Here is a 12,165-nt window from a genome sequence, read left to right as displayed (position 1 = left end):
CCCCCGCCCCGGGCGCGTGCCCCGGCCCGCCGTCCGGTCCGGCGGGCCCCGCGGCGGGGGTCGGCGGAGGCTCCGGCAGCCCCGCCGGAGGCGTCCCCGTTCCGTCCGTGACCGTCGGTGCGCCTCCCTCCAGGTCCAGCAGTTCCACCGCGCGTCTGCTCACCCGCTCCACCAGCACGCGCGGCAGCCAGCCCGCCCCGGCGAGCGCGCCCGCGCCCTCCGGGGCCAGGGCGGCGGCGATCTCCCGCGGAGCGGGCCGCTCCACCGGGTCTTTGGCCAGGCAGGACTCCACCAGGGCGCGCAGGTCCCCCGCCAGGCCCGGCCCGAGGACGGGCGCCTCGTGGACGACCTTGTACAGCAGGACCGCCGCGCTGTCGCCGGGGAACGGCGGCTCGCCCGTCGCCGCGTAGGCGAGCACCGCGCCGAGGGAGAAGACGTCCGCCGCGCCGGTCACGGCCTGCCCGAGGATCTGCTCCGGGGCCATGTAGCCGGGCGAGCCGACGGAGACGCCGGTGGCGGTCAGGGACGCGGTGCCGTCCGTGGCACGGGCGATGCCGAAGTCGATCAGCCGCGGCCCGTCGAGGGTGAGCAGCACGTTGGACGGCTTGACGTCGCGGTGGACCAGGCCGAGCGCGTGGACGGCGGCCAGGGCCTGCGCGAGACCCGCTCCGAGGGCCCGTACGGTCCGCTCCGGCTGGGGGCCGGTGGCGAGGACGGCCTCGGTGAGGGACGGGCCCGCCACGTAGCCCGTGGCGACCCAGGGCACCGGGTCGTCCGGGCCGGCGTCGAGCACGGGCGCCGTCCACGCCCCGCCCACGCGGCGGGCCGCGGCCACCTCCCGCCGAAAACGCGCGCGAAACTGGTCATCCAGGGCAAAATGGGGATGTACCACCTTGACGGCCACGGTGCGGCCGCCGGCGCTGCGCCCCAGGTACACCCTTCCCATACCGCCCGCGCCCAGCCGCCCCAGCAGCCGGTACACGCCGATGACCTGCGGATCTTCCGCCTGCAAGGGCTCCATCGGGCCTTTCGCCTCCCCCGGCGGGGGCCCGTGGGCCCCGGTGTCGGCCTATGACTCAATTCACGGGGTGCCCCAGGAACCCCCCAGGGCGGTTTCCCCATCCACCTGGACGGAACAAACCGTCATGTCCTTCGGGGCAGCAGCAACGTCCGGAGCGACGCGATGACGTACCAGCAACCAGGGGTCTGCCCGACCTGCGGCCGGCGCCGCGGATCGCGCGGCAAGAAATGGACGATCATCGTGGCGTCCATAGCCGTGGTGGGGCTCATAGCCGCCGGCATCCTGAACTACTTCAAGATCGGCCCGTTCTCGGACAAGGGCAAGCCGGTCAGCTTCGGCCAGGAGCAGACGGGCAACGGCGGCGGCCAGGCCGGCGGCTCGAACGCCGCGAAGCCGGACTCCCCGGTCCTGATGCCGACCGGGCCGGCGGCCGAGTTCAAGAACACCAGCACGCTCTCCGACGGCACCCAGGTGGCCGTGACCACGCTGGACGGCAAGAAGTCCGGCTTCAAGGGCAAGGTGTGGGTCTGGGCGCCCAAGGCGTACAAGGACCCCAAGTTCAAGGACCACGGGTTCCCGGTCCTGATCGCGCTCCCGGGCGGCCCCGGCTTCCCGAACAACTACTGGATGGACGACGGCGGCCTGCACCTCGAGTCGTCGATCACCAAGTGGTACAACGAGGGCAAGGGCAAGCCGTTCATCGTGGCGATGCCGGTCCTCAACCCGCAGCCGGACACCGGCGGCCTCTACTGGGACGGCAGTGACATCCCGGGCCAGCCGAAGATGGGCACCTGGCTGACCGAGGACGTGCCGGACCTGATCAAGGCCAACTTCCGCACGGTGAAGTCGCGCGACGGCTGGGCCTTCATGGGCTCCTCCTCCGGTGCCTTCGCCGGCATGAAGGCCGTCCTGAAGCACCCGGACAAGTTCAAGGCCGCGATCGCCTCCGGCCCGGACATCGTCCCGGACTCGCGGCTGTGGAACGGCCACGAGAAGGAGAAGGCCGAGAACAACCCCGAGGTGCTGGCCAAGCGGCTGATCGCCGAGAACAAGCCCGGGACCGACGTCTACCTCGCCTTCCAGTACGGGACGAAGGAGACCAGCGTCATCCCGCACGTGGACAAGTTCATCGCCACGTACGGCAACAAGGGCCCGATCCACACCCGGCTGCAGAAGATCGAGGGCGGCAAGCACAACGCCGTGACCTACATCCAGGGCATGGACATGGGCAGCATGCAGTGGATCAGCGAGCAGATGACGGGGCCCGTCGCCCCGTGAGCGCGGCCCCGTAAGCCCGGCCGCGTACGTCCGGCCCCGTAGGCCCGGCCGCGCGGGCCCGCTGCGGTTTTCGTTCCTGCCAGGAGCCCTGGCCCCCGCCCGGGGGTCAGGGCTCCAGCAGTTCCACCCGCACGTCGGCCGGGAAGCCCGTCGTCGGGCCCGTGCGGCGCGCGAACTCGGTCACGCCCGCGAGCTGCTCCGGCCCGAAGCGGAAGTCCAGCGTCGTGAAGTAGCGCTCCAGCAGCCCGGCGTCGAAGGACTCCCAGCGCGCCGCCTGCTCGGCGACCTTCGCGACCTCCTCCAGGGAGACGTCCCGGGAGGCGAGGAAGGCCTCGTGCACCTGGGCGACGATGTGCGGCTCGCGGGCCAGGTAGTCCTTGCGCACGGCCCACACCGCGAAGACGAACGGCAGCCCCGTCCAGTCCTTCCACATCTGCCCGAGGTCGTGGACCGCAAGGCCCAGCCGCGGGGCGTCGTGCAGGGAGGCCCGCAGCGCGGCGTCGCCGATCAGCACGGCGGCGTCCGCCTCGCGCATCATCAGGCCCAGGTCCGGCGGGCAGGTGTAGTAGTCCGGGCGCACGCCGTACCGCTCGGCCAGCAGGAGCTGCGCCAGGCGCACGGAGGTGCGGGAGGTGGACCCGAGCGCGACCCGGGCGCCGTCCAGCTCCTCCAGCGGCACCTGCGAGACGATCACACAGGACATGACCGGGCCGTCGCAGCCCACGGCGATGTCCTTGAGGGCGACCAGGTCGCCGGCGTTGCGCAGGAACTCGACGAGGGTCACCGGGGCGATGTCCAGCTCGCCCTCGATCAGCTGCCGGCTGAGCTTCTCCGGCGTGTCCTTCGTGAGGTCCAGGTCCAGCAGGCTGCCCGTGCGGGCGAGGCCCCAGTACAGCGGCAGGCAGTTCAGGAACTGGATGTGACCCACGCGCGGACGGCTGCGCTGCGGGGCGGCGGAACGGGGGTCGGCGTCGGAGTCGGTCGTTACGGCCGAGGCTGAAATGTCCACATCGGGAGGCTAGTCCCGGACCGCCGGGCCGGTGGGAGCGGGGTGCCGCTCCGCGCGGTGCCCGACCGGGGATCTTTTCCGTCAGGAACACCGGGAAAACCATCCGACAGCGTGATCTTCAACTCCTTCCGCGGGAGAACCTCGCGTGCTAGGCTCGCCGCAAGTTGCAGTTTGGTTTCCCTTGCAGTACAGAGCCTGCGGAGCATGTGACCCGCAGGCTTTTGTAGTTTTCAGACTTCTCGCAGGTTCTGGAGCAGGGCAACCCTTTGGGCCCAAGGAGGGCTTTATGGCTACCGGAACCGTGAAGTGGTTCAACGCTGAAAAGGGCTTTGGCTTCATCGCCCAGGACGGCGGGGGCCCCGACGTCTTCGTCCACTACTCCGCGATCAACGCCTCTGGCTTCCGCTCCCTCGAGGAGAACCAGACGGTGACCTTCGACGTCACGCAGGGCCCGAAGGGCCCGCAGGCGGAGAACGTCACCCCGGCGTGATCCCCGGGCCCTCCGGCCCGAACTCCTGCAGTACCCAAGGAGCCCGGCCTTCCGCTTCGGCGGAGGAGCTGGGCTCCTGCCTTTTTCCGATCGTTCATGTTGCGATCGTTCATCAACTCTTAGCGAGTTCTTATCGATCAATTTTCTTCGAAGCCTTTCGCCGATGTACGGATTTCGATCACCGGGCGGCCGATCAGGCGGGTGCGGGCGTTTCGGAGTTTCGTCGGCGGGTTTCGCGACGAGACATGAGTGACCGGACACAACGGAACGGTCAGGAGAGCCGCATGCACTTGCGCACGCACCTGCGATGGCACCTCCGCACGAAAGCCCGGGCCGCCGCCTGCGCCCTCGCCCTCACCCTGGGTCTCACGGGCCCCGCGGCCGCTGCCGGGCCCCTGCCCGCCTCGGCCGCCGCCCCGGGCGACGTCGTCACCTCGGCCCTCGCCCCGGGTGACATCGTCACCTCGGCCCCCACCTCCTTCCACCCCCTCCCCGGCCAGCCCACCCGCACCAGGGCGTGGCACATCACCTACCGCTCCACCACCGCCAGGGGCGCCCCGGACGTCGTCTCCGGCACGGTGATCGTCCCCCAGGACGGCAGAACCGGGCCCCGCCCGCTCATCACTTACGCCGTCGGCACCGTGGGCCTCGCCGACCACTGCGCCCCCTCGGCCGGCTTCCCGCGCGGGACGACCGCCGAGGCCAACCTGATCCAGCTGCTCACCCAGCGCGGCTGGGCCGTGGCCGTCACCGACTACGAGGGACTCGGGACGCCCGGCCCCCACACGTACACCGTCGGCCGCTCCGAGGGCCATGCCGTCCTCGACGCCGCCCGCGCGGCGCTGCGGCTGCCCGGGACGGGGCTCGCCCCGGACAGCCCCGTCGGCATCATGGGCTACTCGCAGGGCGGCCAGGCCGCCGGCTGGGCGGCCGAGCTGCACGACTCGTACGCGCCCGAGCTCGACGTCAAGGGGACGGCGGCGGGCGGCGTCCCCGCCGACCTCCTCGCGGCCGCCGCCTACAACGACGGCCGCATCGGCGCCGGCCTGATCCTCATGGGCGCCATCGGGCAGGACGCGGCCTATCCCGAGCTGGACCTCGGCTCGTACCTCAACGACAAGGGCCGGGCCAAGGTCGCCTTCCTCCGCGAGCACTGCGTGGCCGCCGCCACGGTGGCGGGCCTGTTCAACCGGATCTCCGACGTGACCGTCCGCAACCCGCTGCAGCAGCCGGACTGGCAGCGCGTCCTGCACTCCTCCGACCTCGGCACGCACGCCCCCGGCCGGCCCGTCCGTCTCTACCACGGCACCAAGGACGAGCTCGTCCCGTACGACAGCGCCGCACTGCTGCGCGCCGCCTGGTGCGCGAAGGGCGCCACGGTGGACTGGCGGCCGCTGCCGCAGGGCGGGCACGGCTCCAGCGTGATCGCCGAAGCCGTGCCGGCGGCGAACTGGCTCGCCGACCGGTTCGCCGGCAAACCGGCGGCCGGCAACTGCTGACGTCCGCGAGCACGTTCCGCGAGCAACTGCTGACGTCTGCCGGCCGGCAACCACTGACGTCCACGCACGAGCGCTGAACGCCCCGTTCAGCGCTCGTACAGCCGCTCCACCTCGTCCGCGAAGTCCCGGGCGATCGCCGCGCGCTTGAGCTTCAGTGACGGCGTCAGGTGGCCGGCCTCCTCCGTGAAGTCCACGGTCAGGACGGCGAAGCGGCGTATCGACTCCGCCCGCGAGACCGTCGCGTTCGCGTCGTCCACCGCCGTCTGCAGCTCCGCGAGCAGCTCGCCGTCGCGCGCCAGCTCCTGCGGCGCCAGCCCCTCCTTGCGGTGCATGCGCGCCCAGTGGGCGATCCCGTCGGGCTCCAGGGTCAGTAGGGCCGTGATGTACGGGCGGTCGTCGCCGACGACCATGCACTGGCCGACGAGCGGGTGTGCGCGCAGCCGGTCCTCCAGCGGCGCGGGGGCGACGTTCTTGCCGGCGGAGGTGACGAGCAGCTCCTTCTTGCGGCCGGTGATGGTGAGGTAGCCGTCGGCGTCGAGCGCGCCCAGGTCGCCGGTGGGGAACCATTCCCCCGGCGCCGCGGGCACCGCCTCCCCCCGCTCCCCGTCCCAGTACCCGGCGAAGACGTGCCCGCCGCGCAGCAGCACCTCGCCGTCCTCCGCGATCCGCACGGCGCCGCCCGGCAGCGGCCAGCCGACGGTGCCCAGGCGCGGGCGGTGCGGCGGGGTGAGGGTGGCGGCGGCCGTGGTCTCGGTGAGGCCGTAGCCCTCGAAGACGTCGATGCCCGCGCCCACGCAGAACGCCGCGAGGCGCTCGCCGAGCGGGGAGCCGCCGCTGATCACGTAGCGGACGCCGCCGCCGAGCGCGGCCCGGATCCGCCGGTAGACCAGCGGGTCGTACAGCGCCCGGGCGAGCCGCAGGGCGGGGCCGGGCCCGGGGCCGCTGCCGTGCCGCCGGGCGAGCTCCGCCTCGCCGTAGCGCCGCGCGATCCGGGCGGCGCGGTCGAAGGAGGCGGCGCGGCCCAGCTTCTCGGCGGTCGCGCGGCCGGTGTTGTAGACCTTCTCCAGCACGTAGGGGATGACCAGCAGGAACGTGGGCCGGAAGCCGGCGAGGTCGGTCAGCAGGTCCTCGGTGCGCAGGGACGGGGCGTGACCCACGCGGACGCGGGCGCGCATGCAGCTGACGGCGACGGTCCGGCCGAAGACGTGCGAGAGCGGCAGGAAGAGGAGGGTGGCGGCGGGCGCCTTGCTGACCGACTTGAAGACGGGGTGCAGCAGCTCGGTGGTGTTGTCGGCCTCGGCGAAGAAGTTGGCGTGGGTGAGCACGCAGCCCTTGGGGCGGCCGGTGGTGCCCGAGGTGTAGATGAGCGTGGCGACGTCGCCGGGGCCGCGGGCGGCGCGCGCCTCGGTGACGGCGTCGTCCGGCAGGCCGCGCCCGGCCGCCATCAGGCCGGGGACGGCGCCGGCGTCGAACTCCCACAGGTGCGCGAGGCCCGGCAGCGCCGCGCGCTCCCCCTCGACCAGGCGCGCCTGGTCCGGGCTCTCGACGGCGCAGGCGGCGGCGCCGGAGTCCTTGAGGATCCAGCGGACCTGGGAGGCGGAGGAGGTGGGGTAGACGGGGACGGTGACCAGCCCGGCGGCCCAGGCGGCGAAGTCCAGCAGCGTCCACTCGTAGCGGGTGCGGGCCATGATGGCGAGCCGGTCGCCGGGCCGCAGCCCGTGCGCGATCAGGCCCTTGGCGGTGGCCAGCACCTCGGCCGCGAAGGTGGCGGCGCTGACGTCGCGCCAGGTGCCGTCGGGCTGCTTGCGGCTGAGCACGGGGTCGGCGGGCGCCTCGGCGGCGTTGTCGAACGGCAGGTCGCCGAGCGAGCCCCGCGCCACGGGCGGCACGAGCGGGGGGAGGGACGCTTCGCGGACGACGCCGTCGACGAAGGTGATGCGGGGTGGGGCAGCGGTGTGCGGAATGGACACGTGCGGCTCCCTACGGGGGCTACCAGTCGGTAAGTGGCGGCAATCTACGCCCCGCAAGCCCCGCGTTGAAGACCGCCGCACGGCCCGCACGCCCGGTATCAGCCGCACCACGGCACGGCCCCGCGCCGCCGCGGAAACCCGCCGCAACGGCGCCCCCACGACGGCGAGGGTCCGGCGGAATGCCCGTCCGCCGGTGGCTACGCCCGCGCGATGCCGCCCGCGGCGACCGGCGCCCATCGCCGCCCGTTCGCCAGGTTCTCCAGGCCGTTCCACGCGAAGTTCATCAGGGTCGCCGCCGTCTCCTCCTCGGACGGCGCGGCACCGTCGCGTTCGTTGGACCAGCCGGCCAGCGACTCGGCCGCGCCCACCAGGGCGTGGGCGATGCCGGCGACCTCCGTCGCGGGCAACGGTGCGCTGCAGCCGCCGTCCGCGGCCGACTCGGCGATCAGCTGGGTGACGACGTCGACGAGCTGCTGCCGCAGCGCGGCGATCTCCAGGGCGAACGGTTCGCCGTGGGTGCGCGCCTGGCAGTGCAGCACCGCCCAGCCGTCGGGGTGCGCGGCCGTGTGGGCGAAGAACGCCCGCAGCCCGTTCCACAGCCGCCGGTCGGCAGGCTCCCCCGGGTCCACGGCGCCCCGCACGGCCGCGATGAGCGCCTCGGCCTCGCGCCGGATGCAGGCGCTGAAGAGGTCTTCCTTCGAGTTCAGGTAGAGGTACACCAGGGGCTTCGACGCCCCGGCGAGCTCGGCGATCTCGTCCATCGACGCGGCCCGGTACCCGCGCCGCGCGAAGACGGCCACGGCGGCGTCGAGCATCTGGCGCTCACGCACCTCCCGCGGCATCCGCTTGGGCCTGGTCTGTGCAGTATTCACGACAAACATCCCTCCGCCCCCGTCACGTTACCGGCAGGTAATGTTACGGGGCGGAGGGACGCGGGATAGGGCCGTTCGGGCACTCCCTGCTGACGAGTCAGTCAAGATCTCGTCAGCAGCGGCTCCGGCACGCGGACCGTCAGGCGGCCACGGGCTGCGGCGCGGCCTCCACACGCGGCTCGTCGTCCAGGCGGGAGCCGTCGGCCGTCGCGTACGCCTCGCGGTCGAGGATGCCCTCGCGGGAGGCCACCAGGATGGGGACCACCGACTGGCCGGCGACATTGGTCGCCGTACGCATCATGTCCACGATCGGGTCTATCGCGAGCAGCAGACCCACACCCGCCATCGGCAGGCCCAGCGTCGACAGCGTCAGGGTCAGCATCACCGTCGCTCCGGTCAGGCCGGCCGTCGCGGCCGAGCCGATCACCGAGACGAAGGCGATCAGGATGTAGTCCTTGAGCTCCAGCTGCACGTCGAAGACCTGCGCGACGAAGATCGCGGCGATGGCCGGGTAGATCGAGGCGCAGCCGTCCATCTTGGTCGTCGAGCCGAACGGCACGGCGAAGGACGCGTACTCCTTGGGCACGCCGAGGCGCTCGGTGACCTTCTGCGTCAGCGGCATCGTGCCGACCGAGGAGCGGGAGACGAAGGCCAGCTGGATGGCGGGCCAGGCGCCGCGGAAGAACTGCAGCGGGTTGACCTTGCCGACGCCGGCCAGCAGCAGCGGGTAGACCACGAAGAGGACCAGGGCGCAGCCGACGTAGATGTCCGCGGTGAAGGTCGCGTACTTGCTGAGCAGGTTCCAGCCGTACGTGGAGATGGCCGTGCCGACGAGGCCGAGCGTGCCCAGCGGGGCGAGCTTGATGACCCACCACAGGGCCTTCTGCAGCAGCTCCAGCACGGAGTGGCTGAGGGTGAGGACCGGCTTCGCCTTCTCGCCGGTCTTCAGGATCGCGATGCCCACGACCACGGCCATGAAGACGATCTGCAGGACCTTGAGCTGGGTGAAGGGCGTGACGACGTCGGTCGGGATGATGCCCGTGAGGAAGTCCAGCCAGGAGCCGTGCTTCTTGGGCTCGGCGCCGTCGGCGGCGGTGAGGCCGGTGCCCGCGCCCGGGTCGGTGAGCAGGCCGATGCCCAGGCCGATGACGACCGCGATCAGCGACGTGATCATGAACCACATCAGGGTGCGGGTGGCCAGCCGGGCGGCGTTGGACACGTTCCGCAGGTTGGTGATCGAAACGAGGATCGCGAAGAACACCAGCGGCGCGATGACCAGCATCAGCAGCTGGACGAAGATGTCGCCGATCTTGCCCAGGGTGGTGGACAGCCAGGAGATGTCACCGCTCTTGGCGGCCCAGCCGAGCAGGGCGCCGACGACGAGGCCGAGCAGGATCTGGGCCCAGAACGGGACCTTGGGTATGCGCCCGCGGACGGACGCGGCGGGGGACGGGGGTGTCGATGACAACGGAAACTCCGGTTACAGACGGAAGAAAAAGGGCGTGAGGCGCCGAGGAAATCCGTTTGCGCAGGATCTCCGGCCGCGGTGGACATGCGTCAGCGGCGACAACAGGCCGCGGTGACACAGCGGCAAAGATCGACGTGCAGGCGCGCCACGAGCACGGGGCCCGTGGGGAACTGGTGCGCTGCTGCTGTCTTCATGTCCAACACGTTAACACTTGGACTTTGAGGAGCTCAAAGATCTGCTTTGGGCTCGTGATGCCCGCGGGGGCGTGAAAATACGCCGGTGCCCCCGCGTGGAGCGGGTTGCTCCACGCCGGGGCACCGGCGCGAAATCGGGCAAACGTGACGAGGCTTACACCTCGGTGACGAGGCTTACACCCCGGCGGCGAGGCTTACACCTCGGTGACGGGGCTTACACCCCGTCCTCCTGTCCGGCGTTGGCGTTGATCGCGGCCTTGGCGCGGTCCACGCGCTCGACGATCTGCGCGGACATCGCGTCGCGCTGCTTGCGCAGCAGCACCCAGCTCAGCGGCGCGGACAGGACGAGGGCGAGCAGCACCATCCACATGAGGTTCGAGCTGCCCACGCCCAGCGGGATGACGTGCGCGTAGGCGAGCACGTAGACGACGGCGAAGCAGCCGATGAGGAGGCCGAATCGCAGGGCGGTGTAGCGGAGCGACGCGTACTTCTGGCTACTCACGGACGGGACCTTCTTCTCGACGACGACCGAAGGGGGCATGTTCAGTCAAACACAGCCAGTACAGCACGCCCCGGAGTGGATCTCAGACCCGCATCGGCTGCGGCGATTCGCGCAGCGAGGCGTCCGGGCCGGGGTACTCGCGGATGACCTCGTAGCGGGTGTTGCGCTCGACCGGGCGGAAGCCGGCCTCGCGGATCAGCTCCAGCAGGTCGTCGCGGGTGAGCTTGTTCGGCGTGCCGTAGTTGTCGGCGTCGTGCGTGATCTTGTACTCGACGACCGAGCCGTCCATGTCGTCCGCGCCGTGCTGCAGCGCGAGCTGGGCGGTCTGCACGCCGTGCATCACCCAGAAGACCTTGACGTGCGGGACGTTGTCGAACAGCAGCCGCGAGACCGCGAAGGTCTTCAGCGCCTCGGCGCCCGAGGCCATCGTCGTGCGCGCCTGGAGCCGGTTGCGGATCTTGCCGTCCTTCATGTCCACGAAGTCGTGCTGGTAGCGCAGCGGGATGAAGACGTGGAAGCCGCCGGTCTCGTCCTGCAGCTCGCGCAGCCGCAGGACGTGGTCGACGCGGTGCCGCGGCTCCTCGATGTGGCCGTAGAGCATGGTGCACGGGCCCTTGAGGCCCTTGGAGTGCGCCAGGCGGTGGATGCGCGACCAGTCCTCCCAGTGGGTGTCGTGGTCGACGATGTGCTGGCGGACCTCCCAGTCGAAGATCTCCGCGCCGCCGCCGGTCAGCGACTCAAGGCCCGCGTCGATCAGCTCGTCGAGGATCTCGTCGGCCGGCAGGCCGGAGATCTTCTCGAAGTGCATGATCTCGGTGGCGGTGAAGGCCTTCAGCGAGACGTTCGGCAGCGCCTCCTTGAGGGCCTTCAGCGAGCGCGGGTAGTAGCGCCAGGGCAGCGTCGGGTGGAGGCCGTTGACGATGTGCAGCTCGGTGAGGTTCTCGCTCTCCATCGCCTTGGCGAGGCGGACGGCCTCCTCGATGCGCATCGTGTACGCGTCCTTCTCGCCCGGCTTGCGCTGGAACGAGCAGTACGCGCACGACGCCGTGCACACGTTCGTCATGTTGAGGTGACGGTTGACGTTGAAGTGGACGACGTCGCCGTTCTTCTGCGTGCGGACGTGGTGGGCGAGCCCGCCCAGCCAGGCCAGGTCGTCGGACTCGTAGAGGGCGATGCCGTCCTCACGGGTCAGCCGCTCCCCGGCGAGGACCTTCTCCTCCAGCTCGCGCTTGAGCCCCGCGTCCATGACGTCCGCCTCTCCGATACTTCCGCTTTACGAACCCTCCCGAGCGTATCCCTACGCCTCGTCGGGCAGTTCGCCGACCCGGTTCTCCCACTTCGTGGACAGCACGATCGTGGTACGGGTGCGGCTGACGCCCTTGGTGCCGGACAGCCGGCGGATGGTGCGCTCCAGGCCGTCGACGTCGCTGACGCGGACCTTGAGCATGTACGAGTCGTCGCCGGCGATGAACCAGCAGTCCTCGATCTCCTCCAGGTCCCGCAGCCGGCGGGCGACGTCCTCGTGGTCGGCGGAGTCCGAGAGCTGGAGGCCGATCAGCGCGGTGACGCCCAGGCCCAGCGACGCGGCGTTCACGGTCGCGCGGTAGCCCGTGATGACGCCCGCCGCCTCCAGGCGGTTGATCCGGTCGGTGACGCTCGGCCCGGAGAGGCCGACCAGCCGGCCCAGCTCCGCGTACGAGGCCCGGCCGTTCTCCCGGAGGGCCTGGATGAGCTGCCTGTCCACCGCGTCCATAACCTGGCACCTTTCAATAATCGGCGAACTCGCCGTTTTTCATGTAGAATCTAAGGCATGCAGGGCTCGAAGTCCTGCAAATCTTCGCTCAACTCGCTAGATCAACGAC

Annotated in this window: 11 protein-coding genes; 3 read left to right on the top strand and 8 right to left on the bottom strand. The window is 71.2% G+C overall.

What is annotated here, in order from left to right:
- Nucleotides 1-1,021: serine/threonine-protein kinase (locus ACSNOH_RS10040; protein ID WP_436720893.1), on the bottom strand; the 1,021-nt coding region annotated here is incomplete at its 3' end.
- Between the two features lie 249 nt (nt 1,022-1,270).
- On the opposite strand from ACSNOH_RS10040, the gene ACSNOH_RS10035 reads away from it, so the two are divergent.
- Nucleotides 1,271-2,299 carry an alpha/beta hydrolase gene (locus ACSNOH_RS10035; RefSeq protein WP_436720899.1) on the top strand — a complete coding sequence of 343 codons (1,029 nt, stop codon included), beginning with the start codon at nt 1,271-1,273 and terminating at the stop codon, nt 2,297-2,299.
- A 106-nt stretch (nt 2,300-2,405) separates the two neighbouring features.
- Here the strand turns inward: ACSNOH_RS10035 and ACSNOH_RS10030 are convergent, their stop codons facing one another.
- Nucleotides 2,406-3,302, bottom strand: a complete 897-nt coding sequence (locus ACSNOH_RS10030; protein WP_436720898.1) for a menaquinone biosynthetic enzyme MqnA/MqnD family protein — start codon at nt 3,300-3,302, stop codon at nt 2,406-2,408.
- 292 nt (nt 3,303-3,594) lie between these two features.
- Here ACSNOH_RS10030 and ACSNOH_RS10025 point away from each other — a divergent pair, with 292 nt between their 5' ends.
- Nucleotides 3,595-3,798: a cold-shock protein gene (locus ACSNOH_RS10025; protein WP_030620150.1), complete on the top strand. Its 204-nt coding sequence runs from the start codon at nt 3,595-3,597 to the stop codon at nt 3,796-3,798.
- Between the two features lie 284 nt (nt 3,799-4,082).
- The gene (locus tag ACSNOH_RS10020) at nt 4,083-5,297 is read left to right on the top strand and encodes a lipase family protein (protein WP_436720892.1); all 1,215 of its coding nucleotides are present in this window, start codon (nt 4,083-4,085) and stop codon (nt 5,295-5,297) included.
- Nucleotides 5,298-5,383: 86 nt separating this feature from the next.
- Here ACSNOH_RS10020 and ACSNOH_RS10015 read toward each other — a convergent pair whose 3' ends face one another.
- The 6 genes from ACSNOH_RS10015 to ACSNOH_RS09990 all read right to left on the bottom strand — a co-directional run bounded on the left by ACSNOH_RS10015 (nt 5,384) and on the right by ACSNOH_RS09990 (nt 12,056).
- Nucleotides 5,384-7,267 carry an AMP-dependent synthetase/ligase gene (locus ACSNOH_RS10015; protein WP_436720891.1) on the bottom strand — a complete coding sequence of 628 codons (1,884 nt, stop codon included), beginning with the start codon at nt 7,265-7,267 and terminating at the stop codon, nt 5,384-5,386.
- 197 nt (nt 7,268-7,464) lie between these two features.
- Nucleotides 7,465-8,109 carry a TetR/AcrR family transcriptional regulator gene (locus tag ACSNOH_RS10010; RefSeq protein ID WP_436720897.1) on the bottom strand — a complete coding sequence of 215 codons (645 nt, stop codon included), beginning with the start codon at nt 8,107-8,109 and terminating at the stop codon, nt 7,465-7,467.
- A 169-nt stretch (nt 8,110-8,278) separates the two neighbouring features.
- Nucleotides 8,279-9,607, bottom strand: a complete 1,329-nt coding sequence (locus tag ACSNOH_RS10005) for a dicarboxylate/amino acid:cation symporter (RefSeq protein WP_436720890.1) — start codon at nt 9,605-9,607, stop codon at nt 8,279-8,281.
- Nucleotides 9,608-10,015: 408 nt separating this feature from the next.
- On the bottom strand, nt 10,016-10,303 hold the full coding sequence (locus tag ACSNOH_RS10000; RefSeq protein ID WP_436720889.1) for a DUF4229 domain-containing protein: 288 nt from the start codon (nt 10,301-10,303) through the stop codon (nt 10,016-10,018).
- An 82-nt stretch (nt 10,304-10,385) separates the two neighbouring features.
- Nucleotides 10,386-11,549 (bottom strand): aminofutalosine synthase MqnE, encoded by a 1,164-nt coding sequence (gene mqnE, locus ACSNOH_RS09995; RefSeq protein ID WP_436720888.1) that lies wholly within the window; start codon nt 11,547-11,549, stop codon nt 10,386-10,388.
- Nucleotides 11,550-11,600: 51 nt separating this feature from the next.
- Nucleotides 11,601-12,056: an Lrp/AsnC family transcriptional regulator gene (locus tag ACSNOH_RS09990; RefSeq protein WP_391836494.1), complete on the bottom strand. Its 456-nt coding sequence runs from the start codon at nt 12,054-12,056 to the stop codon at nt 11,601-11,603.
- Nucleotides 12,057-12,165: the final 109 nt, after the last annotated feature.

Origin of the sequence: Streptomyces sp. URMC 127 (assembly GCF_051386535.1) — a bacterium.
Taxonomy (GTDB): domain Bacteria; phylum Actinomycetota; class Actinomycetes; order Streptomycetales; family Streptomycetaceae; genus Streptomyces.
The sequence above is the reverse complement of the archived record's forward strand: the minus strand, read 5'-3'. Positions and strand labels throughout refer to the sequence as shown.